The sequence below is a fragment of the Streptomyces sp. NPDC053076 genome (assembly GCF_044546845.1).
Classification (GTDB): Bacteria; Actinomycetota; Actinomycetes; order Streptomycetales; family Streptomycetaceae; genus Streptomyces.
The window spans coordinates 825,404-840,737 of the sequence record NZ_JBITZL010000001.1; the positions used below are offsets into that span (position 1 = coordinate 825,404).

The following is a 15,334-nucleotide window of genomic DNA, read 5'->3' on the forward strand; positions in this document are numbered from 1 at the left end:
CGCGGCCCAGCGGGCCCGCACATGAACGGGCTCGCCCTCCTCGCCGCCGGAGGTCCCCTGCTGTTCGCGGCCGGACTCGCCGTGGGACGGCTGCCGGCCCGCCGGTCCGCCCGGGATGGCACGGACCTCGGCACCCCCGTGGCACGCGCCACCTTCCGCACCCTGCACACCGCGTCCCTGGCCGCGCCCCCGCTGCGCGCCGGACTCACCGTGGACGCCTCCCGCAAGGCGGTACGACGGCTCCGGCCGCTGTTCGGCACGGCCGCGCTCGGGCTCACCGCCGAGGACCGGCTGCTGGCCTGGGACGGGCCGGGCCGGCACCACGAGGACGCGGCCCTGGACCGGGTCCGTCAGGTACTGGACACCGGCCGCACGCACGTCTTCACCGTCGGCTGCCGGGACCCGCAGTGCCCCGTGCGCTGGGGCGCCGCCGCCCCGCTCACCGTCGACCAGCGCGTGCTCGGTGCCCTCGTCGTGCTCGGCGCGGGGGAGTCGGCGCCCGCGGTCCGGGCCACCGAGGAGGTGGCGCGCTGGGTCTCCGTCCAGCTCGAACTCGCCGATCTCGACCGGACCCGCACGGGACTGATCGAGGCGGAGATCCGGGCACTGCGCGCACAGATCTCCCCGCACTTCGTCTACAACTCCCTCGCGGCGATCGCCTCGTTCGTCCGCACCGACCCCGAGCGGGCCCGCGAACTCCTCCTGGAGTTCGCCGACTTCGCCCGCTACTCGTTCCGCCGTCACGGCGAGTACACCACCCTGGCCGAAGAGTTGCGCGCCATCGAGCAGTTCCTGGAACTGGTCCGCGCCCGGTTCGGACCCCGGCTGGAGGTGACCCTTCAGATAGCCCCCGAGGTGCTGCCGGTGGCGGTGCCCTTCCTGTGCCTCCAGCCCCTGGTGGAGAACGCCGTCAAGCACGGGCTGGAGGAGAGCGTCGAGCGCGCCCGGATCACCATCGCCGCTCAGGACGAGGGAGCGACGGCCCGCATCGTCATCGAGGACAACGGCGTCGGCATGGAGCCGGACCGGCTCCGCCGCATCCTGCGCGGAGAGGGCGGCTCCGCGGCGGGCATCGGGCTGCGCAATGTGGACGAGCGGCTGCGGCAGGTCTACGGGGACGATCACGGGCTGGTGATCGAGACCGGCGTCGGCGCCGGGATGAAGGTCACCATCCGTGTCCCCAAGTACCGGGCCGGAGTGCACAGCGAGCCCCCGCGCACCGCGGCGCCGGGTGCCGGCGGACTACGGCGCCACGACCGCTGACGACCGCGTCCGCTGCCGCCGCGCCGCCATCACCGCGTAGACCAGGATCCCGGCGAACAGGAACAGCACGCCCTGGTACACCGCCGCGTAGCCGGCGCCCGCCATCAGCCAGACCGAGAAGGCGGCGGCCACCGCGGTGACCACGGAGTCGCGCACCAGCCGCGTCCGGTCGACCTCCTCGCCCCGCACCAGATGGAAGATCTGCGCGGCGGCGGCCAGCAGATACGGCACGGTCGCCGTGAACGTGGTGACGAGGACCAGGATCTCGAAGACCTTGCCCGAGCCCGACAGGTAGTTGTACGTCGTGAGCAGCGAGGCGAGGACGACCGTCACGCCGACCCCGACCGTGGGCACCCCCCGCCGGCGGCGCGTGAAGGCACTGGGGAACAGACCGTCGCGCGCCGCCGCGTACGGTGTCTGGGCGCTCAGCAGCGTCCAGCCGTTGAGGCAGCCCGTCATCGAGACGAGGGCGGCGAGCGCCACCGCCGTACCACCCCAGCTGCCGCCGAACATCGTGTTCACGGCGTCCGAGAACGGCGCCGTGGAGGTCACCAGACGGTCGTGCGCGACCGTGCCGAACACGGACAGCGTGCCCAGCAGGTACACCAGCGCGGCGGCCGAGGTGCCGATGACGGTGGCCCGTCCCACGTTGCGCCGGGCGTCCTTGACCTCTCCCGCGCTGACGGCGGCGGACTCCACCCCGAGGTAGGAGAAGAGCAGCAGGGCGGCGGATGCGGACACCGCGCCGACGGCGCTGTGCCCGCCGGCGTTGAACGGCCCGAGCCGGTCCGGGTCGAAGAAGAACAGGCCGCCGACCGCGACGAGCAGCAGCGGTACGAACTTCAGCACCGTAGAGACCAGCTGGACGGCCCCCACGTAGCGGGTGCCGGCGAAGTTGGCGAGGGCGGGCAGCCACTGCAGGGTCAGTGCGGCCAGACAGGCGGTCCAGCGGTGGCCGTCGACCGGGATCAGCACGTCCAGGTAGCCGACGGCGGCGACGGCGAGCGCGGCGTTCGACACCCAGGTGGTGATCCAGTACGACCAGGCCGCGAGGAAGCCCGCGAAGTCACCGAACGCCTCGCGGGCGTAGACGTAGGGGCCGCCGGTACGGGGGTCGCGGGCGGCGAGCCGGCCGAAGACCAGGGCGAGCGCGATGGCACCGACGGTCAGCACCACGAAGGCGACCAGGCTGACCGTGCCGAAGGGAGCGATGGAGGCGGGCAGCAGGAAGATGCCGCCGCCGATGATGTTGCCCATGACCAGCGCGGTGGCGACGGGCAGGCCGAACCGGCGGGCGTGCCTGCCGGTGTCGCCGTGCGGGTCCTCGACGGGAACCGTGGGGGTCTCCGCGGCAGTCTCCGCGGGGGCCGGAGCCGACTGTGGGACGGTTCCGGTGCTGTGCATGGGTGGTGCGCCTCTCATGGAACTGACGTTCCCGGGATCACCGGGACGGGTCCATGGTCGGGGATGCGTCGATCTGACGCAAAATGGCCGATCGTTGTTTCGTGCGGGCCGCCCGATCACGCAAAAAGCGTCGCGGGACGGCCTCCGCACCGCGAGATGTCCGCCACCGGTGCCAGGGGCGGCCGGGTACCGGGCGCGGTCAGTCCGCCGCCGCCCACAGACTGCGTACATGCCCCAGATGCCGGGTCATGATCGCGTGCACGGCCTTCTCGTCGCGCTCCAGCAGGGCGTCCAGCAGTTCCAGGTGCTCCTCGGCGGAGGCGAGCAGCCGGCCCGCCTCCACCAGCGCGGTCAGACCGTAAAGGCGGGAGCGTTTGCGCAGGTCGGCGACGACCTCGACCAGGTGGGCGTTGCCTGCCAGGGCGAGCAGACCCAGGTGGAAGCGGGTGTCGGCCTCGACGTAGCCGATCAGGTCACCCGCCACCGCGGCGGTGACGATCTCCCGGGCCGCCGGGCGCAGAGCCTCCAGCGAGACGCGGTCGGCCGTGCGGGCCAGGGCCACCACGGTGGGGATCTCGACGAGCGACCGGATGTGCGTGTACTCGTCCAGCTGCTTGTCGGAGACGGCGGTGACCCGGAAGCCCTTGTTGGGCACGGTGTCGACCAGCCCCTCCTTGGCCAGGTCGAGCATCGCCTCGCGCACCGGTGTCGCCGAGACACCGAACCGGGTGGCCAGCGAGGGCGCCGAGTACACCTCGCCCGGTCGCAGCTCGCCCGCGATCAGCGCGGCGCGCAGGGCGTCCGCCACCCGCTCGCGGTAGCTGCTCCGCCGGCCGCCGAGCCGGGGGAGCGCGGGCGTCTGTGCCCCCGGCGTGTTCTGTGCCATGTCACGCATCACCGGGTGAGTCTAGAGGACGAACCCCTCCGGGAAGGGATCGGCCGGGTCCAGCAGATACTGCGCGGTACCCGTGATCCAGGCGCGGCCGGTGAAGCTGGGCAGCACGGCCGGCACCCCGGCGACCTCCGTCGTCCCCAGCAGCCGCCCGGTGAACCGGGTACCGATGAAGGACTCGTTCACGAACTCGGTGTGCAAAGGGAGTTCACCGCGTGCGTGCAGTTGGGCCATGCGCGCGCTCGTACCGGTGCCGCACGGAGAGCGGTCGAACCAGCCCGGGTGGATCGCCATCGCGTGGCGCGAGTGCCGGGCCGTCGCGCCGGGAGCGTAGAGGTGCACATGGTGGCAGCCGCGGATCGACGGATCCTCCGGATGCACCGGCTCCTCCCGCTCGTTGATCGCGCGCATCAGCGACAGGGCCGCCGCCAGGATGTCGTCCTTGCGGGCGCGGTCGAAGGGCAGCCCGAAGGCGTCGAGCGGGAGGATGGCGTAGAAGTTGCCGCCGTAGGCGAGGTCGTAGGTGACGGTGCGGCCGTCGGACAGGGTGATCTCGCGGTCCAGGGCGGCGGCGAACGACGGGACGTTCCGCAGGGTGACGTTCCGCGCGGCGCCGTTCTCCACCGCCACCTCGGCGACCACCGGCCCCGCCGGGGTGTCGAGCCGGATGGTGGTCACCGGCTCCACGACCTCCACCATGCCGGTCTCGACCAGCACGGTGGCCACCCCGATCGTGCCGTGCCCGCACATCGGCAGATAGCCGGAGACCTCGATGTAGACGACGCCCCAGTCGCAGTCGGGACGGGTCGGCGGCTGGAGGACGGCGCCGCTCATCGCCGAGTGGCCGCGCGGCTCGTTCATCAGCAGCCGCTTGACGTGGTCGAGGTGTTCCCGGAAGTACAGCCGCCGTTCGTTCATCGTCGCGCCGGGGAGGGTGCCGATCCCGCCGGTGATCACGCGGGTCGGCATGCCCTCGGTGTGCGAGTCGACGGCGTGCAGGACGAGCTTGCTGCGCATGTCCGGCTCCTTCACCCGAGGCCCGCGGCGACGGCCTTCTCGGTGGCCGCGCGGACCGCGGCCTCCTGCTCGGCCGACAACGGTACGCGGGGCGGGCGCACCGGTCCGCCGTACCGCCCGACGACGTCCATGGAGAGCTTGATCGCCTGGACGAACTCCACCCGCGAGTCCCAGCGCAGCAGCGGGTGCAGTCGCCGGTACAGGGGGAGCGCGGTGCCGAGGTCACCGGCCGTCGCGGCGCGGTACAGCTCCGCCGAGGCACGGGGCAGCGCGTTGGGGTATCCGGCCACCCAGCCCTTGGCACCGGCCACCGCCAGTTCCAGCAGTACGTCATCGGCGCCGACCAACAGATCGAGTTCCGGAGCGAGTTCGGCAATCCGGTAGGCGCGGCGGACATCACCGGAGAACTCCTTGACGGCGTGCACGAGCCCCTCGCCGTGCAGATGGGCGAGGAGTTCGGGCACCAGGTCCACCTTGGTGTCGATCGGGTTGTTGTACGCGACCACCGGCAGGCCCGACTTCGCGACCTCGGCGTAGTGGGCGAGGACGGACCGCTCGTCGGCGCGGTAGGCGTTGGGCGGCAGCAGCATCACCGACGCGCAGCCCGCCTCGCCCGCCTGCTCCGCCCAGCGGCGGGCCTCCGCGGCGCCGTACGCGGCGACACCCGGCATCACGCGCTGCCCGCCGACAGCGGCCACGGCGGTCTCCACCACCCGGGCGCGCTCCTCGGGGGTGAGTACCTGGTACTCACCGAGCGAGCCGTTCGGTACGACGCCGTCGCAGCCGTTCGCGACGAGCCAGGCGCAGTGCTCGGCGTAGCGGTCGTGGTCGACCGAGAGGTCGTCACGGAGCGGGAGGGCGGTGGCGACGAGGAGGCCACGCCAGGGACGGTTCTCGAGGTGCGTCATGGGCGATCCCTCACGGGTAGAGTGTGACATATTACTGACGGCCGGTGAGCTGGAGGTGGGACGCGACCCCGGGGATCCACTCCCGGGTTCAGTCGGCTTCCGGCAGGTCGACGTGCGCTTCGGGCAGGCCGACGTTCGCTTCATGGGGGCCGACGTCCGATTCGGCCGGGCCGGCGTCCGTGCCCGGGGGACCGGCGTCCGTCTCGGGCAGGCCGGCGTCCGTGTCCGGCAGGCCGGCCAGGACGCCGAGCGGTACCGGCCGGGCGAACGGCCTCCGGCCGGCGGTGAGCGGGCAACCGGTCAGGCCCGCCACCGCGGGCGCGCACATCCGGCCCTGGCACCAGCCCATCCCGGCCCGGGACAGGAGTTTCACGGTGCGCAGGTCCCCGGCGCCGAGCGGGTCCACGGCACCGCGCACCTCGCCGGCGGTGACCTCCTCGCAGCGGCACACCACGGTGTCGTCCGGCACCCGGCCCGCCCAGCCCGCCGGCGGCTCGTACACCGCGTCGAGAACCGCGGCGAACTCCCGCAGCCGGGTCCTGGCCCGGGCGGCGGTGGCCCAGTGGCGTGGGTCGGGTGCGCTGCCGTGCAGCCGGGCGGCGGCCGAGCGCCCGGCGATGTGCCCCTCGGCGAGCGCGAGCGCCGCACCGCCGACGCCGGTGGCCTCCCCGGCGGCCCAGACGCCGGACACGTCGGTGCGCTGCTCGTCGTCGACCCGTACGGCGGTGCCGGACAGGGTGCAGCCGAGGCTCTCGGCGAGGTCGGTGTGCGGCAGCATGCCGTGGCCCACGGCGAGGGTGTCGCAGCGGATCCGGCGGCCGCCGCCCGGTCGCAGGCGTCCCTCCCGGTCGAGCGCGGCCACCGTGACCGCCTCCAGCCGGTCGGTGCCGTGCGCCGCCACGACGGTGTGCCGGGTCAGGGTGCGCACACCGTGTCGCAGCAACCGGGCCGCGTATCCGGCGCCTTCGGCGAGTTTGCCCGGCTGGAGCGCCAGCGCGGGCGCCCGGCGCAGCAGCGTGGCGGGGTCGGCGGACTCGACCAGGGCGGCGACCTGTGCACCGGCCGCGGCGAGCCCCGTCGCCACCGGCAGCAGCAGCGGCCCGCTCCCGGCGACCACGGCCGTCCGCCCGGGCAGCACCAGGCCGCCCTTGAGCATGGCCTGCGCGCCGCCCGCCGTGACGACCCCCGGCAGGGTCCAGCCCGGGAAGGGCAGCACCCGTTCGTACCCGCCGGTGGCGAGCAGCACGGCGTCTGCCCGGACGGTGGCGCTCTCCTCCTGGGCGGGCCCGCGCAGGGCGTGCACGCCGAACGTTCCGGAGCCCGGGTCCCGGGTCACGCACCAGACATGATGAGCGGTCAGGTGGGTGAGGCGGCCGGCCGCGCGATGCCGGTCGAGGCCGGTCCGCAGCCGTTCCCAGGTGCGCCACTGGTGGTGCAGTGCCTGGGGCCGCAGCGCGCCGAGGGCGGCGGCAGGCTGCCGGTAGAACTGGCCGCCCGCCTGGTCGGCGGCGTCGACGAGGGTGACCTGGACGCCTCGTGCGGCTGCCGCCAGGGCCGCGGCGAGGCCGGCCGGGCCCGCGCCGACGACGGCGAGGCGCGGTCGCTCAGTCATCGTCCCGGCCCGTCCCCTCCTGCGTGCGGATCACGTCACCGGGGCGCACCGGCACCAGGCAAGCCCGTTGGTTCGGGGCGCCGTTGACGGTCACCAGGCAGTCGAAGCACACCCCGATGCCGCAGAACACCCCGCGGGGCCGGCCGGCGCCCCGGGTGCTGCGCCATGCCGTCACGCCCGCCGCCCAGAGCGCCGCCGCCACCGTCTGGCCCGGCAGCACCTCGAGGGGACGGCCGTCGAAGGTGACGGTGCGGGCCGCGCCCGGCCGGGCCCGGGTCAACTCCATCGGATTCACCGTTCGTCGCCTCCATCGGTGTCGAACCGCTCCGGCCGGAACGGCGTGGGGTCCAGCTCCGGTGTCTTCCCGGTGAGCGCCTGCGCGATCAACTGCCCGGTGCCGGGGGCGAGTCCGATGCCCGCCCCCTCGTGCCCGCAGGCGTGGAACAGGCCGGGCGCCCGCGGGTCGGCGCCGATCGCCGGCAGGTGGTCGGGCAGATACGGCCGGAAGCCCGCGTACGCGCGCAGCGCGCGGACCCGCTCCAGGAACGGGAACAGCCCGATCGCCCCGGCGGCGAGCGCCCGTACGGCGGGCAGCGAGAGCGAGCGGTCGAAGCCCACCCGCTCCCGGGTGGCGCCGACCAGCACCGGTCCCGCGGCCGTGCCCTCCACGACCGGCGAGGTGCGCAAAGCGGCCGAGTCGCTGGCCACGTCGGCCACATAGTCCGCGGCGTACACCTTGTGCCGGACCATCCGCGGCAACGGCTCGGTGACCAGGACGAAGCCGCGCCGGGGGAGTACCGGCAGCCGGACGCCGGCGAGTGCCGCCAGGTCACCGCCCCAGGTGCCGGCCGCGTTCACCACCGCCGGCGCGTGGATGTCGCCCCGGTCGGTGCGTACGCCGTACACCGTGCCGTCCGCCGCACGCAGTACGCCCGTCACGGTGTGGCCCATGTGCAGCGGGGCCCCGGAGGCGCAAAGCAGCCGGGCGGCGGCGAGCGCGGGCATGACCTGGGCGTCCTGCGGATAGTGCACTCCGCCCGCCATGCCCGGTGCCAAGTGCGGTTCCAGGCAGGGCAGCCGGTCCGCGTCGACCGGTACGGCCAGGACGCCGGCCCCGCGCTGGCCCGCGGCGAAGTCCCGCAGCGCGGCCAGGGTGGCGGGGGTGGAGGCGACCACGAGACCGCCCTTGGGCTCGTACTCGATCGCGGTGCCCAGCTCATCGGCCAGACCGGCCCACAACCGGGCCGACAACAAGGCGAGTTCCAGCTCCGGTCCGGGTTCCTTGTCGGAGACGAGCAGGTTGCCCTCGCCCGCCCCGGTGGTGCCGCCCGCCACCGGGCCCCGGTCCACCACCCTCACGTCGAGGCCGGTCCGGGCGGCGTACAGCGCACAGGCCGCACCCACCATCCCGGCTCCGACGACCACGACATCGCAGGTCAGTCGCTTCGCCACGGGCAGTACTATGTCACATGTTTCTCTCGCTGAGGAGACCCCGCGCGGTTCCGGGAGGACCCGTCGCGCGCCTGGTTGCACCGTCCCTGCGGCCGGCCCGGAGTCCCAGGCGTGGACGCCCCCTTGACGTCGTACGGAGCCGGATCGACACTCCAGGGAAGGGAATCCTAGTGAACAGGTAGGGAATCATGACGCGCCTCGGAACGGGCACCGGCCCCACGCGCCGGACGCCGTTGCGCGCACCCCTGCTCACCTCCCGCCGCCACATCGACCTCCAGCGCGTCTGCAGCGCGATCAGCCGCAGCCGCTGAAGCGGGCCCCGCGCCCTCCTTCGACCGGCCACGACCGCGCCGGATCACCCGTCCGCACGCCCACACCCCGGGGAGACGCATGTCCAGCACTCCGCTCGCCGCCGTCCCGTCCGCCCGCCGTCCCGTCCCCGTCTTCCGGGGCCGGATCGGCCGGGACGCGCGCAGCGGCCACTACGCGGTGCCGCACCGCTACCGGCTCCACCTGTCGACCGCGTGCCCCGACGGACTGCGCCTCGCCGTCGGCCACAGCCTGCTCGGCCTGGACGGCCACTGTCCGGTCGTCCTCCTGCCCGCCACACCGGACTGTCCCGGCGGTGGCCACGCGGCGCTGCGCCCGCTGTACGAGGCGAGCGCCCACCACTACACCGGCCCGGCGCTCGCGCCCGTCCTCAGCGACGACTGGTCCGGACGCATCGTCAGCACCCATGCCCCCGACATCCTGTGCGACCTGGACCAGTTCCGGCACGGCGGCCACGCCCGCCTGTATCCCGGCGGCCTCCAGTCCGTGATCGAGGCGGTCCGGCGGATGTGCGCCGAGGGCATCGAGGAGGCCGCCCAGCGCGCCGGCCGGGCCGGTGCCGACCCGGCCGAGCGGGCCGCCGCGCTCGATGTGCTGCTGGACACCCTGGGCCGGCTGGAGCGGCGGCTGAGCGGGGAGGAGTACCTGGCCGACGACCGGCTCACGGCCGCCGACATCGAGCTGTGGGTGTCCCTGGTGCAGCTCGACACCGTCCACCGCTGCCATCTCGACGCCGCCGCCGTCCACCGCATCGCCGGCCACCGCGCGCTGTGGGCCTACGCCCGCCGGCTGGCCGGGCACCCCGCCTTCGGCCGCCATCTCGACCTCGACGGCATCAACCGCCGCCACCACGGTCGCTGCCAGGGGCTGGAGGCCGCCGGAGCCGCTGTCCAGATCCTGGACTGGGCGCGCCATGCCGCGGACGCCTCGGACACTTCCCGCAGGTGAGAGCGGTCCTTCGAAGTCCGCTGGGCGGACGGCCGTTGACATTCGAACGGTCAACTGCCTTACTTACGGCTCAAGAACGGTCATGAGTGTCAGCGACAGGCCCTGGCTCGCTGACCGGCAACCCTCGCATCGCGGTGGGGTGCCCCAGGTGACGACCGGACCGGACGACGTTCTCGGTAAGCGCGAGCCCCCCAGGGGGCCGGACAGTGACAGGTGACGCCATGGACGCAGCTCCCAGGACGGCCGCGAGCCGCCCCCAGGGCCGCGTACCGTCGCACGCCGGTCGGCTCGTCACCGACCGCGCCGTCGATCTGCTCCGCGTGAACAGCGCACTGTGTACCGCGCCGGGCTCTGCCCGCCGCCAGGGCTGACCTCTCCGCTCAGCCCCGCGTTCCCGCCGCGCACCCTCCGCCCGGTGTGCCGTTGTCCGCCCAGCCCCCGGTTCCGCGCCGGTCCGTGCGCCGCCTCACAGCGCCGTCCTGGCCCACGTCCGCTCGTTCGCGGCCCCGGGGTGTCCGACTCCGCCGGAGCCCCTCATGAGTGAACCCGCAGGCGCCGCCGTCTCCCTCGCCGACGCGCCCCCACCGACCGGCACAGTGGCAAAATCAGAGTCCGCTGCCCGAGTGCGGCCGGTGCGTCGACCCGGTCGGTGGATCACCACCGCCGTCGTCCTCGTGCTCGTCGCGCAGATCCTGCACGGACTGGTCACGAACCCCTTCTACCAGTGGGGCCGCTTCGGCTACTGGTTCCTGCGCCCGGCCGTTCTCGACGGCCTCCTCGTCACCCTCGAGGTCACCGCGCTCAGCGCCGTCCTCGGGCTCGTCGGCGGCGTCCTGCTGGCACTCGGCCGGCTCTCCAGGAGCCCGGTACTGCGCGCGGTCAGCTGGACCTACACCTGGCTGTTCCGCTCCGTCCCGCTGATCGTGGTGCTGATCTTCCTCTACAACTTCAGCGCCCTCTACCGGACGTTGAGCCTCGGCGTGCCGTTCGGACCGGCCTTCGTCAGTTTCGACGAGTCCAAGCTGGCCACCGACACGGCGATCGCCGTCGTCGGCCTCAGCCTCAACGAGGCGGCGTACGCGGCCGAGGTGGTCCGCGGCGGCATACTCTCCGTCGACCAGGGGCAGCACGAGGCGGCAGCCGCCCTCGGCCTGCCCCGAGCCCGCCAGTTCCGCAGGATCGTCCTCCCGCAGGCCCTGAGGTCCATCACGCCCAACTACGTCAACCAGCTGATCGGCCTGATCAAGAGCACGTCCCTGGTGTTCTACGTGTCCCTGCTCGACCTGTTCGGCACGGTCCAGTCGATGGGCAACACCTACCCCGGTGACATCGTGCCCCTGCTGCTGGTCGCCACCGTCTGGTACCTGATCCTCACCAGCGCCGTGTCCGTCGTCCAGTTCTACGTCGAGCGGTACTACGCCCGGGGTGCCACCCGCGCCCTGCCGCCGACCCCGCTGCAGAAGGCCCGGGCCGGGCTGACCGAGCTGCGGGCCCGGCTGCGCAGGGAAGCCGCCGTATGACCACGAGCCGGCCCCGGTGCCCGGCCCCGCACCCGGCGAAGTGATGCGACCGTCCGCCCGTTGCCCCGTCCACAGTGAAACTCCCCGAACGACAAGGACAGCCATGCCCAGCCAGTTCTCCCGGCGCAGCCTGATACGCGGCCTCACCGCGGCGACCGTGACCCTCTCCCTCGCCGGCGGGCTCGCCGCCTGCGGAGGAGACAGCGACGCCGCCACCACCACCGGTCCGGCCGGCACGGTGACCGTGGGACGGCAGTCCAACGGGGCCGCGCGGGAGACCGAGCTGAAGGTCTCCGAAGTCAAGTCCATCAGCGCCCGACTGCCCGCCTCCGTCCGCAGGAGCGGCAAGCTCGTCATCGGCGTCGGTGCCCTGCCCTCGGGATCCGCGCCGCTGAACTTCGTCGGCAGCGACCAGCACACCCTCACCGGCTCCGAGCCCGACCTCGGCCGCCTGGTGGCCGCGGTCCTCGGCCTCGAACCCGAGATCCGGAACTCCACCTGGGAGAACCTCTTCGTCGGCCTCGACAGCGGCAAGGTCGACGTCGCCTTCTCCAACGTCACCGACACCGAGGAACGCAAGAAGAAGTACGATTTCGCCTCCTACCGCAAGGACAATCTGGCCTTCGAGGTGCTGAAGAAGAGCACCTGGAACTTCGACGGCGACTACGAGAACCTCGCCGGCCGGACGGTCTCCGTGGGCTCCGGCACCAACCAGGAGAAGATCCTGCTGGTGTGGAAAGCCAAGCTGGCCAAGGAGGGCAAGAAACTCACCGTCAAGTACTTCCCGGACCAGAACGCCATCAACCTGGCGCTGAACAGCGGAAAGATCGACGCCTTCTTCGGCCCCAACCCCGGGGTCGCCTACCGTGCCCGGCAGACCGCGCACACGCCTGCCCCCACCCGCAGCGCGGGCAGCTTCTCCGGCGCCGGCGCGACGCTCCAGGGCCTGATCGCCGCCACCGCCAAGAAGGACAGCGGGCTCGCCGGACCCCTCGCGGACGCCGTCAACTACCTGATCGGGCACGGGCAGTACGCCAAGTGGCTCGCCGCCTACAACCTCTCCGACGAGGCCGTGGCCACATCGAAGATCAACCCGCCCGGTCTGCCACTGGACAACTCCTGACCTGCTGTCCGAGCCGGCCGGGTTCACTCTGCGTCCTGCCCGGCCCCGCCCCGGCCCAGGTCACCTCCTGCCGCGCCCGCCGCCGGCCGACGCCGCCTGACCCGGCGGTCGCCCGCTCCCGCGAGCCGGTGTTCCTCGTACTCCTCGTACGGACCTCAAGGAAGGCACCGACGTGTCACCGACCCCCTCCGCACACCTGCATCTCGCCGTCGCCCTGGACGGCACCGGCTGGCACCCCGCGTCCTGGCGCGAACCGGTCGCCCGCCCCCGGGACCTGTTCACCGCCGGCTACTGGGCCGACCTGATCACCGAGGCCGAACGCGGCCTGCTCGACTTCGTCACCCTCGAGGACGGCCTCGGCCCCCAGTCCTCCCTGCCCCTGGCACCCGACGAGCGCACCGACCAGGTCCGCGGCCGGCTCGACGCGGTCCTCATCGCCTCCCGCGTCGCCCCGCTCACCCGGCACATAGGTCTGATCCCGACCGTGGTGACCACGCACACCGAGCCGTTCCACATCTCCAAGGCGATCGCCACCCTCGACCACATCAGCGCCGGCCGCGCGGGCGTACGCGTCCGGATCTCCGCCCGCACCGACGAGGCCGCGCACTTCGGCCGCCGCACCATCCGACCGATCGACTCCTTCGACGGCCCGGCCGCGCGGGAACTGCTCGCCGAGCTGTTCGACGAGGCCGCCGACCACGTGGAAGTCGTACGCCGGCTCTGGGACAGCTGGGAGGACGACGCCGAGATCCGGGACGCGGCCACCGGCCGCTTCATCGACCGGCACAAGCTGCACTACATCGACTTCGAAGGACGCTTCTTCAGCGTCAAGGGCCCCTCCATCACCCCCCGGCCGCCCCAGGGCCAGCCCCTGGTCACCGCCCTCGCGCACCGGACCGTCCCCTACCGGCTCGTGGCCCGCCAGGCCGACGTCGGCTACGTCACCCCGCACGACGCGGCACAGGCCCGCGCGATCGTCGCCGAGATCCGCGCCGAGCAGGAGGCGGCGGGCCGCGCCGACGAGACCCTCCACGTCTTCGGTGACCTCGTCGTCCTCCTCGACGACAGCCATGACGAGGCGGAGGCCCGCCGCGGCCGGCTCGACACGCTCGCCGGCGCGCCGTACACCAGCGACGCCCGGATCTTCGCCGGTACGGCCGCCCAACTCGCCGACCTGCTGGAGGAACTGGCGGCCGGCGGGCTGACCGGCTTCCGGCTGCGGCCCGCCGTCGCCGGCCACGACCTGCCCCGGATCACCCGGGACCTGGTGCCCGAGCTGCGGCGGCGCCGCCGCTTCCGGGACACCTACGAGTCCGGCACCCTGCGCGGCCTCCTCGGCCTCACCCGCCCCGCCAACCGCTACACCGCCGCCGTCTGAGCCAGGAGGACCGCACCACCATGAGCAAGCCGCTGAAGCAGATCCACCTGGCCGCCCACTTCCCCGGCGTCAACAACACCACCGTCTGGAGCGACCCGGCCGCCGGCAGCCACATCGAGTTCAGCTCCTTCGCACACTTCGCCCGGACCGCCGAACGCGCCAAGTTCGACTTCCTGTTCCTCGCCGAGGGGCTCCGGCTGCGCGAACAGGGCGGCGCCATCTACGACCTGGACGTGGTCGGCCGCCCCGACACCTTCACCGTGCTGGCCGCGCTGGCCGCCGTCACCGACCGGCTCGGCCTGACCGGAACCATCAACTCCACGTTCAACGAGCCGTACGAGGTGGCCCGCCAGTTCGCCAGCCTCGACCACCTCTCCGGCGGCCGGTCCGCGTGGAACGTCGTCACCTCCTGGGACGCCTTCACCGGCGAGAACTTCCGGCGCGGCGGCTTCCTGCCACAGGACGAGCGCTACTCCCGCGCCAAGGAGTTCCTCACCACCGCGCACGAACTGTTCGACTCCTGGCGCGGCGACGAGATACTCGCCGACCAGGCCACCGGCACCTTCCTCCGGGACGCCAAGGCCGGCGCCTTCGTCCACCAAGGGCACCACTTCGACATCCACGGCCGGTTCGACGTCCCCCGCTCCCCGCAGGGCCGCCCCGTCATCTTCCAGGCGGGCGACTCCGACGAGGGCCGCGAGTTCGCCGCCGCCGACGCCGACGCCATCTTCAGCCGGTACTCCACCCTGAAGGAGGGCCGGGCCTTCTACACGGACGTCAAGTCCCGCCTCGCCAAGTACGGCCGCCGCCCCGACCAGCTGCTCATCCTGCCCTCCGCGACGTTCGTCCTCGGCGACACCGACCAGGAGGCCGCCGAACTCGCCCACGAGATCCGCCGCCGCCAGGTCAGCGGCGCCACCGCCGTCAAGCACCTGGAATTCGTGTGGAACCGGGACCTGTCGGCGTACGACCCGGAGGGCCCGCTGCCCGACGTCGACCCGGTGGTCGGCGAGGAGCACATGTCCCGGGGCCGCGCCCAGGTGCGGATGTACCGCGACCCGGTCGCCGTCGCCCGTGAGTGGCGGCAGCTCGCCGAGGCCAACAAGTGGTCCATCCGCGACCTGGTCATCAACACCGGCAACCGGCAGTCCTTCATCGGCTCCCCGGCCACCGTCGCGCGGGCCCTCAACGACTTCGTGCAGGCCGACGCCGCCGACGGCTTCATCCTCGTCCCGCACATCACCCCCGGCGGGCTCGACCCGTTCGCCGACAAGGTGGTCCCGCTGCTCCAGGAACAGGGCGTCTTCCGCACCGACTACGAGGGCACGACCCTGCGCGACCACCTGGGTCTCGCCCACCCCGACGCCGGCACCCCCGCCGCACGGGCGGCCTCGTGACGTGTCCCCCCTGGGGGCCGGCCGCCGGAGCACCGGTGTGGACGCGGACGTCACCTCCCCCGTGGGTGACGTCCGCGCCCGTTCCCCCGG

14 protein-coding genes and 1 riboswitch are annotated in these 15,334 nt (G+C 73.2%); of the genes, 7 read left to right on the forward strand and 7 right to left on the reverse strand.

Annotation, left to right across the window (positions count from 1 at the left end; all coding sequences use genetic code 11):
- Positions 1-21: 21 nt before the first annotated feature.
- Positions 22-1,263 carry a sensor histidine kinase gene (locus ACIGYR_RS03325; RefSeq protein WP_399602469.1) on the forward strand — a complete coding sequence of 414 codons (1,242 nt, stop codon included), beginning with the start codon at positions 22-24 and terminating at the stop codon, positions 1,261-1,263.
- Here ACIGYR_RS03325 and ACIGYR_RS03330 read toward each other — a convergent pair.
- The 7 genes from ACIGYR_RS03330 to ACIGYR_RS03360 form a co-directional block, all read right to left on the reverse strand.
- Positions 1,243-2,667, reverse strand: coding sequence for an amino acid permease (locus ACIGYR_RS03330; protein WP_399602472.1), 1,425 nt, complete (start codon positions 2,665-2,667; stop codon positions 1,243-1,245). The two genes, ACIGYR_RS03325 and ACIGYR_RS03330, sit on opposite strands and share 21 nt — an antisense overlap.
- A 199-nt stretch (positions 2,668-2,866) precedes the next feature.
- Complete coding sequence (locus ACIGYR_RS03335) at positions 2,867-3,562, reverse strand: GntR family transcriptional regulator (protein WP_391838192.1); 696 nt, start codon at positions 3,560-3,562, stop codon at positions 2,867-2,869.
- A gap of 12 nt (positions 3,563-3,574) precedes the next feature.
- A complete protein-coding gene (locus ACIGYR_RS03340; protein WP_391838190.1) occupies positions 3,575-4,576 on the reverse strand; it encodes a proline racemase family protein in 1,002 nt (333 codons plus the stop codon).
- Between the two features lie 11 nt (positions 4,577-4,587).
- Positions 4,588-5,484, reverse strand: coding sequence for a dihydrodipicolinate synthase family protein (locus tag ACIGYR_RS03345; protein ID WP_399602476.1), 897 nt, complete (start codon positions 5,482-5,484; stop codon positions 4,588-4,590).
- Between the two features lie 88 nt (positions 5,485-5,572).
- The gene (locus tag ACIGYR_RS03350) at positions 5,573-7,096 is read right to left on the reverse strand and encodes an NAD(P)/FAD-dependent oxidoreductase (protein WP_399602479.1); all 1,524 of its coding nucleotides are present in this window, start codon (positions 7,094-7,096) and stop codon (positions 5,573-5,575) included.
- Positions 7,089-7,391: a (2Fe-2S)-binding protein gene (locus tag ACIGYR_RS03355; protein ID WP_391838184.1), complete on the reverse strand. Its 303-nt coding sequence runs from the start codon at positions 7,389-7,391 to the stop codon at positions 7,089-7,091. Before ACIGYR_RS03355 ends, ACIGYR_RS03350 begins: the two co-directional genes overlap by 8 nt.
- Positions 7,388-8,548, reverse strand: a complete 1,161-nt coding sequence (locus ACIGYR_RS03360) for an NAD(P)/FAD-dependent oxidoreductase (RefSeq protein ID WP_399602483.1) — start codon at positions 8,546-8,548, stop codon at positions 7,388-7,390. Before ACIGYR_RS03360 ends, ACIGYR_RS03355 begins: the two co-directional genes overlap by 4 nt.
- Positions 8,549-8,736: 188 nt before the next feature.
- On the opposite strand from ACIGYR_RS03360, the gene ACIGYR_RS03365 reads away from it, so the two are divergent.
- From ACIGYR_RS03365 to ACIGYR_RS03390, 6 genes are all read left to right on the forward strand, one after another.
- Positions 8,737-8,859: a putative leader peptide gene (locus tag ACIGYR_RS03365; RefSeq protein ID WP_391838182.1), complete on the forward strand. Its 123-nt coding sequence runs from the start codon at positions 8,737-8,739 to the stop codon at positions 8,857-8,859.
- A gap of 79 nt (positions 8,860-8,938) precedes the next feature.
- Positions 8,939-9,826, forward strand: a complete 888-nt coding sequence (locus ACIGYR_RS03370; RefSeq protein ID WP_399602487.1) for a glutathione S-transferase C-terminal domain-containing protein — start codon at positions 8,939-8,941, stop codon at positions 9,824-9,826.
- A gap of 78 nt (positions 9,827-9,904) precedes the next feature.
- A riboswitch (SAM riboswitch) is annotated at positions 9,905-10,015 on the forward strand.
- 347 nt (positions 10,016-10,362) lie between these two features.
- Positions 10,363-11,346 (forward strand): amino acid ABC transporter permease, encoded by a 984-nt coding sequence (locus ACIGYR_RS03375; protein ID WP_399602489.1) that lies wholly within the window; start codon positions 10,363-10,365, stop codon positions 11,344-11,346.
- Positions 11,347-11,449: 103 nt separating this feature from the next.
- Positions 11,450-12,469, forward strand: coding sequence for a transporter substrate-binding domain-containing protein (locus ACIGYR_RS03380; protein WP_399602491.1), 1,020 nt, complete (start codon positions 11,450-11,452; stop codon positions 12,467-12,469).
- Between the two features lie 172 nt (positions 12,470-12,641).
- Entirely contained in the window at positions 12,642-13,847 is a 1,206-nt protein-coding gene (locus tag ACIGYR_RS03385) for an LLM class flavin-dependent oxidoreductase (protein WP_399602493.1), read from the forward strand.
- A 20-nt stretch (positions 13,848-13,867) separates the two neighbouring features.
- Positions 13,868-15,244, forward strand: coding sequence for an NtaA/DmoA family FMN-dependent monooxygenase (locus tag ACIGYR_RS03390; RefSeq protein WP_399602495.1), 1,377 nt, complete (start codon positions 13,868-13,870; stop codon positions 15,242-15,244).
- The last annotated feature ends 90 nt before the right edge of the window (positions 15,245-15,334 follow it).